Here is a 14,035-nt window from a genome sequence, read left to right as displayed (position 1 = left end):
TCTCGTGACGTATGCGAGTTCGACCGAGGTCATGGAGGCTTTCTGGGACGCGGTGTGGAAGGCCCGTGATCCGGAGAAGGCCGACGACTTCGTGGTCGAGGACTTCGTGATCACAAGCGGCGGTGAGCGCATCGAGGGCCGGGAGAACTTCAAGGCGTGGGTGAGGGCGTTCCTCGCCAAGATCGATGACTTCGAGTTCGAAGTCATCGAGACCTTCCAGAACCAGGACGGGAGCCGGGTCGCGTCGCGATGGCGCGTGAGCGGGAAGAACAACGGCATCCTGGGAACCAAGGCGGACGGGCAGGACATCTCGTTCACCGGGACGGCGGTCTGGGCGGTTCGCGAGGACGGGAAGCTGCTGCACAACTGGGTGGAGCGTGCATCCTGGGAACTGTTCCAACGGCTGACGGCGCAAGCCGCCTAGGACCCGTGTTCGCTCGCGATCTGGAGGTGTTCGGTGCGCGTGGTTTCCGTGCGACGTCGATGCTGGACCTCGCCGCGGCGACCGGTGCTCAACGCGGCTCGCTCTTGCTTCTGCATCGAGTCGATCACGGCAGGCACCCCCGCACGCGGATGCCTGTCCACCCGGACCGCCATCGACGCCAGTATGGATGCACCACAGGTCGAAGCCGCGGTCCGTGTGCTCCTGGTCGGCCGTCGGTGATCGACCCCGGTGAGCGCGGCCCGAACCACGTCGTGCGCGCTGACGAACGACTCGTCGGGGAAGGCGCGTGAGAAGTGCAGCGGGTACGCCTCGGAGGCCCCATAGGCGGCGCCGCCGACCGGTGCGCGGAAAGCGCCGATCGACGATACGTTGATCAGGATGCCGGAGTCGTTCTTGTCGAAGGCGAGCAGCGCGGCGCGGGACAGGCGTGTCAGGGCTTCCACGTCGACCGCGATGAGATGGCTCAGCTTCCTGGGGTCTGCCTCGCCAGAGGTGCCAGTGCGCCCAGGCCGGCGGCATTGACCACGACGGCGAGGTTGCCGTGTTCGAGGACGACCGTCTCGACCCGTGCGAGGTCGCTCTCGTCCGCCAGATCCGCCGGGAGTACCGCGGCCTGCCGGCCCGTGTCCCGGTGGATAGTCTCGGCGAGTTGGGCCAGCCGGTCGGCGCGGCGGGCGACGAGGACGGGGTCGTAGCCCCGCCGTGCCAACTGCTCGGCGTACGCACGACCGATCCCCGAGGAAGCACCGGTGACCAGTGCGGCTTGTCCGCTGTGGGTGAGCATGGCGCCCTTCCGGTCGCGGTTGCAGTTTTGACTGAGAGCAGTCATGCGCTTCGTCACATTGCCGAACGTCGTCGTGTGCCGTCCTTGTTGGGCCGAGCGTGTTGGCGGTCACGGCGAACGGTGCACGCTGCGCATGATGTGGTTCTGCCCGGCATCGGAGCGATGCTTGCCGGCCACCCCCGGATTGCGATCGCCTCTCCCCAAGTGTCGACAGAAAGGTCGAATGCGTGAGTTGCCGACTCGACAGGGTCGGGGCGACCGGTTCGAAGCGGAACACGAGCGGTGAGGGCGAGCGGCAGGATTTGCTGTCTGTTTCCCTGTCGGCACCGACGGGAGTCGGAACAAGTCGGATACTCCGCTGTAACCCCCTGGACACAGCGACCCCGGCACTGCTTGAATCCAAGTGTCGACACTTTGCGGGGGCAGTGGTGGTCGACACCGGCCCAGAGGGGGTATCCATGAACCTTCCACGACGAAAACTGGTCGTCCAGGACCTCAGGCTCGGTCACTGGTCGCGCAGGTCCGGCACGTTCTCGCTGGCGTGCGACGGGCTCGACTTCGAGGTGGCCGAGAACGAGTTCGTGGCCATCGTCGGCCCCAGCGGCTGCGGCAAGACAACATTCCTGACCGCCCTGGCCGGGCTCACCCCGGTGACCTCGGGGCGGCTGGAGCTCAACGGCGAGCAGATCCAGGGGCCCGCGCCGGACCGTTCGCTCGTGTTCCAGCACGCCTCGCTCTTCCCCTGGCGCAATGTGGTCGCCAACATCGAGTTCGGTCTGAAGGCCCAGAAGCGCCTCGACAGCCGCGGCAAGGCACGCGTGGGCGAACTGGTCGAGCTGGTGGGACTCGCGGGCAAGGAGGACAAGTACCCGCGCGAGCTGTCCGGCGGCATGAGTCAACGAGTCAACCTCGCCCGCGCGTTGGCCACCGATCCCGACCTGCTGCTGCTCGACGAGCCGTTCTCCGCGCTGGACGCGCAGACCCGCGAGCTGATGCAGGACGAGCTGACCCGCATCTGGCAGGCGGACGGCGCCGGGAAGGGCAAGACCGCGATCTTCGTGACGCACGACGTCCCCGAAGCCGTGTTCCTGGCCGACCGCGTCGTCGTCTTCTCCAGCGGGCCCGCCCACCTGGTCGAGGTCGTCGACGTCGATCTGCCGCGCCCCCGGCGCTCCGACATCAAGCGGACACCCGAATTCCAGGCAATCCACGACTACATCCTCGGCCTGGTGATGAGCCAGACCCAGACCGGTCGAAGGGCGAGTGACCATGACAGCAACGCAACTGTCGTCGGATAACGTCCGTACCCCGGACGCACCGGCCCGAGCCGCACGGCGCACCTTGGGAAGTCGTCATCTCAATCTGATCCTCGGTGTCGTCGGACTGGCCGTGGTCCTCGCAGCCTGGCAGATCTGTGCCGCAACCGGAGCCGTCGACGAGAACTTCAGCAGCTCACCCGTCGGCGCCTTCACGGCGCTGATCGACTCGATCCGCACCGGCAGCGTCTGGGACCCACTGGGCGCCACACTGTCGATCGTGGCCTGGGGCATGCTCATCTCGATCGTCGTGGGCATTCCGGCAGGGCTGCTGATCGGACGGAACAAGGTGCTCTACGGGCTCACCGACCCGCTGATCAGCATCATGTATTCCGTTCCCTACGTCGTCTTCCTGCCGATGCTCATCTTCTGGTTCGGCATCGACATGAACGCACGCACCGTCATCGTCGTCTGGAGCGCGCTGTTCCCGCTGCTCATCAACGTCATAGCGGGTGCCCGCAACCTCGAGACCAGCCACATGCAGGTGGCCAAGGTCTTCTGCGCCTCCCGCATGACCACCCTGCGCTCGGTCGCGTTCCCCGCAACTCTCCCGTACATCCTCGCCGGCATACGGCAGGCGGTCGGCCGTGCCCTCATCGGGGCCATCGTCGCCGAGCTCTTCATGGGGTCCGCCGGCCTCGGCTATCAAGTGCAGCTGCAGACCTCGAACTTCGAGATGGACGACGCCATGGCGTCGATCGCCGTGATCGCCGTGGTGGCCATCGTCCTCACCCGCGGCGTCGGCTACCTCGAACGCCGCTTCACCTTCTGGTCGGGCACGGACTGAGGAGACGAAACCGCCCATGCGCATCGCCACACCGCTGTCAGCGGCGCTGGGAGCCACACTGTTCCTGACCGCGGCGGGCTGCGCCGTGACACCGACGGCATCCGTGCAGCAACCCAGCATGAAGATGACGATCGGCTACACGGCGATCGGCGCCGCCTACTCGGACCTCTACATCTGCCAGGACCAGGGCGTCTTCAAGAAGAACGGCCTCGACGTCAAGCTCACCCTGCTCAACAGCTCCTCACAGCTCGTTGCCGCACTGGTGAGCAACAGCGTCCAGGTCGGCGTCGGGGCCACCACGTCGACGGCAGCGGGGGCCATGAACCTCAAGGGCGTCGACCTGCGCTACATCGCGCTCCCCATCAATCACTACTACCTGGAGATGTGGGGCAAGAAGTCGGTCCGGCCCGGCGACGGCATCAAGGGCCTCAAGGTCGGACTGAGTTCCCCCGGGTCGCTCGGTGACGCCGCTGTCGACTCCCTCATCGAGCACAACGGCTGGAAGCGGGGGGACGTCCACAAGGTCTTCCTCAAGAGCACCCCCGCAGAGGTCTCGGCCCTGGAGAACGGCGCCGTCGACGCCATCGTCACCCAGCCGCCCACGGGCACGAAGACCCGTGAGAAGGGCTTCAAGAAGATCATGGACTTCACACAACTGCCCGCCGCCGCCAACGCCTACACGGTCAGGTCCGACTACCTCGACGTCAACACGAAGGCGGTGACCGCCTTCGTGAAGTCGGAGGCCGAATGCCTCGCTCTGCTGCACAACGACAAGGCCGCGGCGATCAAGAGCATCATGAAGCACAGCGGTGTGAGCAGCAGGCCGCTCGCCGAGTACTCGTACGACTTCTTCAACCCGCTCTGGGCGAAGACACCCCGGGTCGACCCCGCTCTGGTCCACGACGCCTTCGCCGCGACCGTGGCCAAGGGCATCGGGACCATGCCGAAGAACACCGCAGTGTTCATCGACAACTCCTACGTGGACGAGCTGCAGCAGTCCGGCTTCATCACCTCGCTCTACCGATGAGGCCCCGCGCGCCGTCCGCCCGCCCGGCCGGCGCCCCGAGAAACGACAAGGAGGCGAGTGACGTGACGTCACTCGAGGACATCAACGATCTGCGTGGCTGGCTGGAACTCGCCGACAAGCTCGGCGAAGTCAGAACCATCTCCGGCGCCCACTGGGACAAGGAGATCGGCGCGGCGTCCGAGGCGAACTACAAACGGCCCTCGCCACCGGCGCTGCTCTTCGACGACATCGTGGACTACCGGTCCGGCCAGCGTGTTCTCACCGCCTCCATGGGCAATGCACGCCGCCTGGGGATGACCCTCAGGCTCGGCACCGACCTCGACGACCGCGCCCTGGTCGAAGCCCTGCGCACCAAGCCGGGGCAGTGGGTGGCGAACGCCTCCCGCTACCCCGCGCGCGATGTGGCGACCGGGCCGGTCTGCGAGAACGTTCTGAGGGACGGCTCAGTCAACCTGCTGGGCTTCCCCGTACCCCAATGGCACGAGGGCGACGGCGGCCGCTACATCGGCACCGGCTGCGCCGTCTTCACCACCGACCCCGACACCGGCACTCTCAACGCCGGCGCCTACCGGATGCAGGTACAGAACGACGGCCGCGCCGCCAGCATCAACATCGAAGCAGGCAAGCACGGCGCCGCCCACGTACGCGCCTGGTTCGCCCGCGAAGGACGGGCCCCGGTCACCGCCTCCCTCGGCCACGACCCGTTGCTGCTCGTCGTCGCCGGTACCGAAGTACCCGGCGGGATCTCGGAGTTGGAGTATGCGGGCGCGGTCCTCGGTCGCTCCGTGGACGTCATCCGGGGAGAGGTCACGGCACTGCCGATCCCGGCCACCGCCGAACTCGCCGTCGAGGGCTGGCTCTACCCGGACCGGCGCGAGCAGGAGGGACCCTTCGGGGAGTGGACCGGCTACTACAGCGGCGGCACCGAGCCCGTGCTCACCCTCGACGTGCAGCGCGTCTACCACCGCGACGACCCGATCCAGCTGGGCGCCCCGCCCGGCAAACCCCCGCACGACTATTCGTACATGCGCAGCGTGATGAAGTCCGCGATGATCCAGGACGCGCTCGTGCGCACGGGTCTGCCCGGCGTCGAAGGGGTCTGGGCCCATGAGGCAGGTGGCGGACGCCAACTGCTCGCGGTGGCCGTCCGCCAGCAGTACGCCGGACACGCCCGCCAGGCCGGATACCTGACGGCCCAGCTGCCGGCCGCCGCGTACATGAACAAGTTCGTGGTCGTGGTGGACGCCGACGTCGACCCACGTAGCCTCAACGACGTGGTGTGGGCGATGTGCACGCGCACCGACCCGGCCGAGGACATCGAGACGATGCGCCAGACGTGGGGGAGTCGGGTCGACCCGCTGCGCGAGCAGGGGGCCCCGCCCTTCAACACTCGCGCCGTGATCGACGCCTGCCGGCCCTGGACGCGGCAGGAGACGTTCCCGAAGGTCGCCGAGGCGAGCAGGGACCTGCTGGAGCGGGTCACGCGGAAGTGGCCCGACGTCCTGGGCGGCACATGGTGACGTCGGATGCGGCAGCCCCCACGGCGAGCGGACACCGTCTGCCGTCCGCCGCCCCCATCCCCGTCGGGGAGGCAGCGCGTCAGCTCGAGCTCAACCGGAGCTTCGGTCGCGGATCTCCGGTACCCAGCATCGCCGACGAGATCGCGCTCGCTGTGGCGGCCGAGATCATCGAAGGACGCCTCTCACCGGGCGACGACCTCAACTCGGTGGAACTCGCCCGCTCGTTCAACAGCAGCAGGACCCCCGTGCGCGAGGCGCTGCTGGTGCTGGAGCGGCAGGGTTTCGTCGAGATCACCGCCCGACGCAGGCCGCGCGTCGCCCGCCTGCTGCTGCGCGAGGTCAGAGAGCTCTACAACCTGCGGGCCGAGCTCTACGCCCTGGTCAGCCGGGCCGTCGTACGCCAGGCGACGGAGGCCGACCTGGAGACGTTACGAGGCCACCAGCGCGCCCTGGAGGCCGCGGCCGTGGACGGCGACGTGGACCGCTACTTCTGGATCAACGTTCAGTTCCGCAACACCGAGGCGGGCATCGCCCGCGACGCGACCCTGCGTCGGGTGCTCGACTCACTGGGGCTGCGGGCGCTGCAACTGCGCCATCTCAGCCTCTCCCAGCCCGGCCGGCTCGGACCGTCCGTACGCGACCACGCGCGCCTGCTTCAGGCGTACGAGGACCGGGACGCCGAACTCGCCTCCGCCCTCACCCAGTCACTGGTGCGAGCCGGATACGCGGCGATCGAGCGCTCGGGATGGACCGGCGAAGAACCATGACCGACGTACTCACCCCCAACGCCACCTCCGCAGACGAATCCGAGGCAAAGAAGGCCATGGCAGTACCCCTGCGATTCCGGCTCAACGACGAGGACATGGAGATCCATGTCCAGGACCCGACCGCGCCCCTGCTCGACGTCCTGCGCGAGGATCTGGGCCTGACCGGCACCAAGTCGGGCTGCGCGATCGGTTACTGCGGAGCCTGCACCGTCATCGTCGACGGCGAGGCGGTGCCCTCCTGTCTGCAGATGATCGGCCTGGTGGAAGGCCGCGACGTGCGCACCATCGAGGGCCTCGGTGGAGCGGGCGGGCTCGACCCGGTACAGAGCGCGTTCGTCAAGTGCTCCGGGCTCCAGTGCGGCTTCTGCACCCCTGGCCATGTGATGGCGCTGCGCGCCCTGCTCGATGAGGACCCGGACGCGGGGGAGGAGCGCATCCGCGCGACGGTCGACGGCAACTACTGCCGCTGTACCGGCTATGTGAAGATCCTCGACTCCGCGCGCGAGACGGTGGCGTTGCAGAAGGCGGCCCGAGCCGAGGGCGAGGAGGTGCACTGATGTCCGCCGTCGAAATCCCCGTCACCGGAGCCGACCTCGAGGGCACGGCGCTGCCGCCCGTCATCGGCCGCCCCGTCGAACGCATCGACGCCGTAGAGAAGGTGACCGGGCGTGCGGTGTACGCCGGGGACAACTGGCTGCCGCGCATGCTGCACGGCGCTGTCGTCCGCTCCCCGTACCCGTCCGCCCGCATCCTGTCGATCGACACCACGCGAGCGGAGCGGCTGCCCGGGGTGCACGCCGTCATCACCGGCTCGGACACGGCCGGCGTGAAGTGGGGCGCCTTCCGGCCCGACCTGTACCCCCTCGCCATCGACCGCGTCCGGTACGTCGGCGACGAGGTCGCCGCCGTCGCCGCCCGCGATCCGGAGACCGCGCGCCGGGCCGCCGATCTGATCCGCGTCGAATACGACGTCCTGCCCGCCGTTCTCAGCCTGGACGAGGCGCTCGCCGAGGGCGCCCCCCTCGTGCACGACGACGCGCCCGGCAACGTGGCCCACGAGTTCGGCTTCGACCGGGGCGGCGTCCAGGCCTGGTTCGAGCGCAGCGACGTCGTCGTCGAGGGCACGTGGCAGAGCACCCGCCAGTGGCACGGTTCCCTCGAGACCATCGGCTGCACCGCCGACTGGTCCCAGGACCGGGTCAGCCTCTGGGTCAACACCCAGACCCCGTTCCTCGCCCGCCAGCGCTACGCCACCGCCCTCGGCCTGCCGCTGCGGGCCGTGCGGGTCGTGCAGACCGAGATCGGCGGCGGCTTCGGCGGCAAGTCCGGCGACGACAACACATCCGTCATCTGCGCACTCCTCGCCCGCAGGGCCGGACGCCCGGTGCAACTCGTGAACACCCGCGAGGAGGAGTTCCTCGCCAGCCGCCCGCGCATCCCCATGCGCTACACCGTCCGGCTGGGCTTCACCAAGGACGGCCTGGTCACCGCGAAGGACATCGAGGTGGTCGCCGACAACGGCGCCTACACCGGCAAGGCACAGGCCGTCCTCGGCGCCGCCACCGTACGGCACGACGCACTGTTCAAGTACCAGGCTGTACGCGCTCATTCACGACTCGTCTACACCAATCTGGAACCCACCGGCGCCTTCCGCGGCTTCGGAAACCCGTCCGCGGACTGGGCGGTCGGCCAGGCCTGGGACCTCGCCGCACAGAAACTGGGCATCGAGATACCGGACCTGTTCCTGCTCAACGCCGTCGAATCCGGCAGTGTCTCCCCGCACAACCACAGGATCGGCAGCTGTGAGCTGAAGCAGTGCATCAGCAAGGCCGCCAAGGCCATCGACTGGGAGGCCAAGCGGGCGGCGCGCACACCCAACCGGGGCCTGGCGATGGGCGTCAGCGTGCACGTCTCCGGCCGGCGCAGCTTCGGTGACTACGATGGCAGTTCCGCCATCGTGCGGCTCACCGAGGACGGACGAGCCACCGTCATCGTCGGCGAGGGCGAGATAGGCACCGGTGCCCGTACGACGCTCGCCCAAATCGCCGCCGCCGAACTCGGTCTCCCCGTCGCCGACGTCTCCGTGACCCGCCCGGACACCGATCTGGCCACCCACGCGCTCGGCGCTCTGGCGAGCCGGGTCACGTATGTCGCGGGCAACGCTGTCAAGCGGGCGGCCGAGCAGGCATGCCAAGGGCTTCTGGAAGCCGCCGCCCGTCAGCTGGAGCGGCCCGCCGCCCAGCTGTGGGTCGAGGACGGCCGCGTGCACGCCTCGGCCGGACCCGACGGAGCGGACCCGGTCAGTGCGTCGGTCGGCCGGGTCGTACGCGCCGAGCTCTACCGGCCGAACGGCCAGCCGATCGTGGGCATCGGCTCGTTCGACAACCCGTCGGAGTTCCCCGACGAGAACCGCTACGGCAACGAGTCGGGCGCCTACAACTTCGTCGCGGAAGCCGCAGAGGTCGAGGTCGACCCGGACACCGGCACGGTGCGCGTCCTGGAGATGGCCGCCGTCGTGGACTGCGGGACGGTCCTGAACCCTCCGCTGGCCGAGGGCCAGGTGGAGGGTGCGATCGCCCAGGGCCGCGGCATGGCCGTCACGGAGCGCTTCGACTGGCAGGACGGGGCCCCCTCCCGCCCCAACTTCTCCGACTACAAGCTCCCCACCGCCGCCATCATGCCGAAACTGCACATCGAGTTCGCCGACTCCTACGAGCCGACCGGCCCCTACGGCGCAAAGGGCGTCGGCGAGATCGCCCTGGACCCGGTGCCGTCGATCATCGCGAGTGCCGTCGCCGACGCGGTCGGCGTACGCGTCCACGAACTGCCCATCACCGCCGAGAAGATCTACTGGGGCATGCAGCACGGCGAGTCGGCACCCGTCGTACCGATCCCGTCCGCGGACGCCGCGGACGGCGCCGCTCAGGAAGGCGACCCGCGATGACCCTGCTCGACTCAGGACCGCTGCCGGCCGAAGCCCCTTCGACACCCGTGGCCCTGCTGACACCCCGCACCCTCGACGAGGCGGTGCGGCTGATCGCCGCCGAGGGCGCCGTGGTCCTCGGCGGCGGCGTCGGACACACGCTGCGACGCCACGACCGCTCGGCCCCGACGGCCTCCCCCCTGGTGTCGTTGGCGGCCCTGCCCGGTTTCGCCGACATCATCGAACACCCGGATCACCTCCTCTTGGGGGCCGGTGTGCGACTGAGCGCGCTGGCGGCCGACGAACGGGTCTCCCGCGCCTGGCCCGTCCTGACCGAGGCAGCGGCCTCCGTCGCCACCGGCCGGATCCGCAGATTGGTCACTCTCGGCGGCAACCTGGCCGCCCGGGACGACAGCCACGACCCGCCCGTGGCCCTCACCGCCGTCGGCGCGACCCTCGCGGTCCGCAGCGTCACCACAAGGAAGACCCTCACGGTCCCGGAACTGCCGCGGCTGCGCCCTGACGAGTTGATCGAACACATCCGGCTCCCCCTGCCCGCCTCACGCACGGGCTCCGCCTACGAGAAGTTCCTCGTGCGCGGCGTGTGGGAGTACGCCTGCGTCAACGTCGCCGCAGTTGTCACGCTCGCCGAGGACGGCACCGCACGGCACCTGGCCCTCGCGGTCGGCTCGGTGACGGGCGGGCCCGTGGCCATTGATCTGACCGGGCTGAACGGCGCCCGGGCCGACCGGGCCCTGATCGAGGAAGCAGGCAGACGCGCGGCGGATTCCACCACGCCGTACAGCGATGTCAGGGGCTCAGCCGCCTACAAGACCCGCATGATCGCGGAGTTTTCACGGCGCGCCCTGACCACCGCGATCCGCAGGGCCGAGTCCGTGCCCGACCCGTCCAACGCAGGAGGAGACCGATGACGGTGATCACTGGGGAGGCCCGCACCCGGGACGGCCTCACCCTGTCGTACACGCGGCATCCGGCGCCGCCCGGCGCCCCGCGCATCGCGTTCGTGCACAGCCTCGCTCTCGACCGTTCGCTCTGGTTCCGGGTGACTGCGGCGCTCGCGGGCCGCGCCGAGATGCTGACGTACGACTGCCGCGGACATGGCCGCTCGGGCCGGCCCAGTGGCCCGTACACCACGGACCAGTTCGCCGACGACCTCGCCGACCTGCTCGACCATCTGGGGTGGACGGAAACCGTTGTCGCGGGCTGCTCCATGGGCGGCTGCGTGGCACAGTCCTTCGCGGCCCGGCACGCCGCGCGGACCCGCGCGGCGCTGTTCGTCGACACCACCGCCTGGTACGGGCCCACCGCCCCGCAGGACTGGTCCGCACGGGCGGCCGCCGCGCGCACCAAGGGGCTCACGTCACTGATCCCCTTCCAGCTGACGCGCTGGTTCGGCGACGCCTTCCGCGCTGCCGAACCCGAACTGATGGACCGGCTCACCAAGGTGTTCACCGCGAACGACATCGACTGCTACGAGGCCACCTGCACCATGCTCGGCAGCACCGACCTGCGCGACGCGGCAGCAGCGATCCCACATCCCGCGGCCGTCCTGGTCGGTGAGGACGACCGGGCGACCCCGCCGGACATGGCAAGGGCTCTGGCGCGGCTCATCGGGGACGGCCCCGCCACCGTCGTGCCCGGCACACGCCACCTGACACCCCTGGAGAGCCCCGGCATCGTGGCCGATGCGCTGACGGCGCTGATCGACCGCACGGCGACCGGTGACACGCTGGCAGGGCGCGCATGACATCGTCGTCGACACGCACGCCCACCACGTCGGCACACACGCCATCGAGCGGATCCGGGACGAGGGCGCCCGGCACCAGGTCCGACTCGTCACCCAGAACGCGGGGGGCAAGCCCATGACTCGCGTCGAGGTCGCGGGCCGGGCCAGCGGACTGCCGCTGCTTCCCCAACTCAGCGATGTCCCTTCCCGGTTGGCGTGGATGGACGCGGCCGGGATCGATGTTCAGCTCGTCTCCCCATGGATGGACCTCGCCGGATACGAACTCGACGCCGAGGACGGGCTCTGGCTGGCCCGCGTTCAGAACGACTCCGCGGCCGAACTGCGTTCCACCCACGACCGGTTCCTCACAGCGGCGGCCGTACCGCTCCAGCACCCCGGGTACGCGGCCGCCGAGCTACGGCGCGCAGTCACCGAACTGGGCCACTCCGCCGTGCAGATCGGCGCCAGGATCAACGAACGCGGGCTGGACGACCCGCTGTTGGAGCCGTTCTGGGACACCGCTGAGGAACTCGGCGTACCCGTGATCGTGCACCCCGCCGAGCTCGACGTGCCCGATCGGCACCGGCGCCTTTTCCTGCACATCCTGGTCGGCAACCCGGCCGAGACGACCTTCGCGGCGGCGGCGTTGATGCTCGGCGGCGTCCTGGAACGACGCCCCGGGTTGCGGGTGCTGCTGGTGCACGGCGGCGGGTTCGTCCCGTACCAGATCGGCCGACTCCAGCGTGGCTTCACCGCGGTACCCCCGCAGGTCCGGGCGAAGGGCGACCGCAGTCCGCGCGAACTGCTCGGGCAGCTCTTCTTCGACACGGTGCTGCACGACGAGGACGCGCTGCGCCATCTCATGGACTTCGCGGGAACCGAGCGCGTACTGCTCGGCAGCGACTATCCCTTCCCGATGCGGCTGGAGCGGCCGATCGAGGCACTGGATGCGGCGAAACCCGACGGCGATGGACGCGCGAGCGTCCTCGGGGCGGCGACCTTCCTCGTCTCCCGCAGCGTCAGCCCAGAAACCCCGTCCATCCCGACCGCTCCACCGCCGCGAGGCCCCGGCGCACGATGGACCGAGTGAGGGCCGCGGCCAGCTCGGCCTCCCGGTCGGTGTACGCCTGCATCAGCCGACGGTGGTCGGCCACGGAGGTGTCCAGCCGGCCGGGCAGCGACAGACTCAGGTGCCGTAGTTGCAGGGTCCGGATGCCGACGGAGTCGAGCACGCTCCGTACGATCTCGTTCGCCGCGAGCCGGGCCTCGGTGTTGCGGAACTCGACGTTGAGCCAAAAGTACCGGTCCAGATCCTCGGCGGCGGCCGCCTCCTCCAAACTGGCCTGCACTGCTGCGAGTTCATCGAGCTGGGCGTCGGTGCAGCGTCCGACGATGCGCCGGCTCACCAGGCCGTACAGCTCGCCGCGCAGCTCGTATATGTCGCGCACCTCATCGATGCCGAGCTGCCGTACCCGGGGCCGCTTGCGGGCGACGATCTCGACGAGGCCCTCCCGCTCCAGCGTGGCGAGGGTCTCGCGCACCGGAGTACGGCTGCTGTGGAACCGGCGCGCGAGCTCGACCGAGTTGAGGTCGTCACCTGGCTTGAGCCGGCCCTCGATGATGGCGGCGCCGACCGAGACGAGGATCTCGTCGCCGACGCTTTCGAGATCCTGCGAGCGGCCGAGCACACGCAGGATCTCCCGTTCACCGGCCGTCAGCTCGCCGTGTTCACGTGCCGACCACGCTGCCGATCCGTTCACCGCCACTCCTGAGCACCGCCTCGCTGCCGTTTCATGAAAGGCCCTGTCATGCCTCACCAGCCAACCACACCCAGGACACCATGGGTCCTCGGCATCACCGGGGCCAGCGGCACGGCGTACGCGGCGGCCGTCATCCGGGGACTGCTCGACGCGGGCGAGCCGGTCGACCTGGTCGTCAGCAGAGCGGCCCGGCTCACTTTGCTCGACGAGACCGGACTGACCTTCCGCGAGGCGCAGTGGCGCACCGACGTCAAGGCCTTCATCGGCCGAGACGTGGGCGACATGGTGGTGTGGAAGGAGAACGACTTCACCGCGGGTCCGGCCAGCGGTAGCTACCCGACGCGGGGCATGGTGGTGGTGCCCGCGACCACGGCTGTTGTCGCCGGCATCGCCACGGGTACAAGCAAGGATCTCGTCCAGCGCGCGGCCGACGTCACCCTCAAGGAGCGCAGGAGACTGGTTCTGGTGCCGCGTGAGGCGCCACTGCGTCGCGTGACCCTCCAACAGATGGCCGACCTGTCCGGCGAGGGCGCCGTGGTCCTGCCGGCCTCGCCCGGTTTCTACGCGGGCTCCAGCGACGTTCAGCAGCTCATCGACTTCGTTGCGGGAAAGGTCCTGGATGTCATCGGAGTCCCGCACACCCTCTATACACGCTGGCAGGGCCGGCTGGGCGCGGCTCGCGACGAGGAGGCGGCCGGTGCGTGAGATGGTGCCGCAGCTGCGTGAACTGACGCAGGAGAGAGCGCCGTTCGCCCTCGCCACGGTCGTCGCAGTGCAGGGCAGTGCGCCCCGGCAGCCCGGAGCGGCGATGGCCGTGACGGCCGATGGCCGAGTGAGCGGCAGCATTTCCGGCGGATGTGTGGAGGGCTGACGACTGCTCCGTAATTCATCGGTAAATGTCAGCCCTTCTCAGCATGTATCATGATCTCGTGAAGCTTTCCGAGTGGGCGGCGCGCAAT

Annotated in this window: 15 protein-coding genes and 1 pseudogene; 13 read left to right on the top strand and 3 right to left on the bottom strand. The window is 69.3% G+C overall.

The genetic code is table 11. From position 1 onward, the window contains the following. Positions 1–4: 4 nt before the first annotated feature. Positions 5–424 carry an ester cyclase gene (locus ACZ3TS_RS30720; protein WP_467624328.1) on the top strand — a complete coding sequence of 140 codons (420 nt, stop codon included), beginning with the start codon at positions 5–7 and terminating at the stop codon, positions 422–424. Here ACZ3TS_RS30720 and ACZ3TS_RS30715 read toward each other — a convergent pair. Together ACZ3TS_RS30715 and ACZ3TS_RS30710 are read right to left on the bottom strand one after the other, a co-directional pair. Next, positions 421–888, bottom strand: a complete 468-nt coding sequence (locus ACZ3TS_RS30715) for a hypothetical protein (RefSeq protein ID WP_467624325.1) — start codon at positions 886–888, stop codon at positions 421–423. The two genes, ACZ3TS_RS30720 and ACZ3TS_RS30715, sit on opposite strands and share 4 nt — an antisense overlap. Positions 889–908: 20 nt before the next feature. Beyond that, positions 909–1,274 (bottom strand): SDR family NAD(P)-dependent oxidoreductase, encoded by a 366-nt coding sequence (locus tag ACZ3TS_RS30710; protein WP_467624322.1) that lies wholly within the window; start codon positions 1,272–1,274, stop codon positions 909–911. 413 nt (positions 1,275–1,687) lie between these two features. Here ACZ3TS_RS30710 and ACZ3TS_RS30705 point away from each other — a divergent pair, with 413 nt between their 5' ends. The 10 genes from ACZ3TS_RS30705 to ACZ3TS_RS30660 all read left to right on the top strand — a co-directional run bounded on the left by ACZ3TS_RS30705 (position 1,688) and on the right by ACZ3TS_RS30660 (position 12,406). Next, entirely contained in the window at positions 1,688–2,527 is an 840-nt protein-coding gene (locus tag ACZ3TS_RS30705) for an ABC transporter ATP-binding protein (RefSeq protein WP_467624319.1), read from the top strand. Further along, on the top strand, positions 2,499–3,332 hold the full coding sequence (locus ACZ3TS_RS30700; protein WP_467624316.1) for an ABC transporter permease: 834 nt from the start codon (positions 2,499–2,501) through the stop codon (positions 3,330–3,332). The genes ACZ3TS_RS30705 and ACZ3TS_RS30700 overlap by 29 nt, the downstream gene beginning before the upstream one ends. 16 nt (positions 3,333–3,348) lie before the next feature. Next, a complete protein-coding gene (locus ACZ3TS_RS30695; RefSeq protein WP_467624314.1) occupies positions 3,349–4,359 on the top strand; it encodes an ABC transporter substrate-binding protein in 1,011 nt (336 codons plus the stop codon). A 62-nt stretch (positions 4,360–4,421) separates the two neighbouring features. After that, positions 4,422–5,879 carry a UbiD family decarboxylase gene (locus tag ACZ3TS_RS30690; protein ID WP_467624312.1) on the top strand — a complete coding sequence of 486 codons (1,458 nt, stop codon included), beginning with the start codon at positions 4,422–4,424 and terminating at the stop codon, positions 5,877–5,879. Continuing rightward, positions 5,873–6,646: a GntR family transcriptional regulator gene (locus ACZ3TS_RS30685; protein WP_467624310.1), complete on the top strand. Its 774-nt coding sequence runs from the start codon at positions 5,873–5,875 to the stop codon at positions 6,644–6,646. Before ACZ3TS_RS30690 ends, ACZ3TS_RS30685 begins: the two co-directional genes overlap by 7 nt. After that, complete coding sequence (locus ACZ3TS_RS30680; RefSeq protein ID WP_467624307.1) at positions 6,643–7,203, top strand: (2Fe-2S)-binding protein; 561 nt, start codon at positions 6,643–6,645, stop codon at positions 7,201–7,203. The genes ACZ3TS_RS30685 and ACZ3TS_RS30680 overlap by 4 nt, the downstream gene beginning before the upstream one ends. Next, positions 7,203–9,590, top strand: coding sequence for a xanthine dehydrogenase family protein molybdopterin-binding subunit (locus ACZ3TS_RS30675; protein WP_467624306.1), 2,388 nt, complete (start codon positions 7,203–7,205; stop codon positions 9,588–9,590). The genes ACZ3TS_RS30680 and ACZ3TS_RS30675 overlap by 1 nt, the downstream gene beginning before the upstream one ends. Beyond that, positions 9,587–10,501, top strand: coding sequence for an FAD binding domain-containing protein (locus ACZ3TS_RS30670; protein WP_467624303.1), 915 nt, complete (start codon positions 9,587–9,589; stop codon positions 10,499–10,501). Before ACZ3TS_RS30675 ends, ACZ3TS_RS30670 begins: the two co-directional genes overlap by 4 nt. Beyond that, on the top strand, positions 10,498–11,337 hold the full coding sequence (locus ACZ3TS_RS30665) for an alpha/beta fold hydrolase (RefSeq protein WP_467624301.1): 840 nt from the start codon (positions 10,498–10,500) through the stop codon (positions 11,335–11,337). Before ACZ3TS_RS30670 ends, ACZ3TS_RS30665 begins: the two co-directional genes overlap by 4 nt. Next, a complete protein-coding gene (locus tag ACZ3TS_RS30660; protein ID WP_467624298.1) occupies positions 11,312–12,406 on the top strand; it encodes an amidohydrolase family protein in 1,095 nt (364 codons plus the stop codon). Before ACZ3TS_RS30665 ends, ACZ3TS_RS30660 begins: the two co-directional genes overlap by 26 nt. Here ACZ3TS_RS30660 and ACZ3TS_RS30655 read toward each other — a convergent pair. Continuing rightward, complete coding sequence (locus tag ACZ3TS_RS30655) at positions 12,336–13,076, bottom strand: GntR family transcriptional regulator (RefSeq protein ID WP_467624296.1); 741 nt, start codon at positions 13,074–13,076, stop codon at positions 12,336–12,338. The genes ACZ3TS_RS30660 and ACZ3TS_RS30655 overlap by 71 nt on opposite strands. 48 nt (positions 13,077–13,124) lie before the next feature. Between ACZ3TS_RS30655 and ACZ3TS_RS30650 the strand changes: the two genes are divergently transcribed. Together ACZ3TS_RS30650 and ACZ3TS_RS30645 are read left to right on the top strand one after the other, a co-directional pair. Continuing rightward, entirely contained in the window at positions 13,125–13,781 is a 657-nt protein-coding gene (locus ACZ3TS_RS30650; protein ID WP_467624294.1) for a UbiX family flavin prenyltransferase, read from the top strand. A gap of 1 nt (position 13,782) precedes the next feature. After that, positions 13,783–13,944 (top strand): annotated as a pseudogene (locus ACZ3TS_RS30645) (XdhC family protein); the annotation flags it as partial. Positions 13,945–14,035: the final 91 nt, after the last annotated feature.

Source organism: Streptomyces sp. NPDC022910, from assembly GCF_055561075.1.
This window is presented reverse-complemented; position numbering and strand designations above follow the sequence as displayed.

What these genes read in the sequence shown, in the direction of transcription:
- ACZ3TS_RS30700 (WP_467624316.1), top strand. Translation starts at nt 2,499, where the DNA reads ATGACAGCAACGCAACTGTCGTCGGATAACGTCCGTACCCCGGACGCA.
- ACZ3TS_RS30705 (WP_467624319.1), top strand. Translation starts at nt 1,688, where the DNA reads ATGAACCTTCCACGACGAAAACTGGTCGTCCAGGACCTCAGGCTCGGT.
- ACZ3TS_RS30710 (WP_467624322.1), bottom strand. Translation starts at nt 1,274, where the DNA reads ATGACTGCTCTCAGTCAAAACTGCAACCGCGACCGGAAGGGCGCCATG.
- ACZ3TS_RS30680 (WP_467624307.1), top strand. Translation starts at nt 6,643, where the DNA reads ATGACCGACGTACTCACCCCCAACGCCACCTCCGCAGACGAATCCGAG.
- ACZ3TS_RS30670 (WP_467624303.1), top strand. Translation starts at nt 9,587, where the DNA reads ATGACCCTGCTCGACTCAGGACCGCTGCCGGCCGAAGCCCCTTCGACA.
- ACZ3TS_RS30675 (WP_467624306.1), top strand. Translation starts at nt 7,203, where the DNA reads ATGTCCGCCGTCGAAATCCCCGTCACCGGAGCCGACCTCGAGGGCACG.
- ACZ3TS_RS30695 (WP_467624314.1), top strand. Translation starts at nt 3,349, where the DNA reads ATGCGCATCGCCACACCGCTGTCAGCGGCGCTGGGAGCCACACTGTTC.
- ACZ3TS_RS30650 (WP_467624294.1), top strand. Translation starts at nt 13,125, where the DNA reads ATGCCTCACCAGCCAACCACACCCAGGACACCATGGGTCCTCGGCATC.
- ACZ3TS_RS30685 (WP_467624310.1), top strand. Translation starts at nt 5,873, where the DNA reads ATGGTGACGTCGGATGCGGCAGCCCCCACGGCGAGCGGACACCGTCTG.
- ACZ3TS_RS30665 (WP_467624301.1), top strand. Translation starts at nt 10,498, where the DNA reads ATGACGGTGATCACTGGGGAGGCCCGCACCCGGGACGGCCTCACCCTG.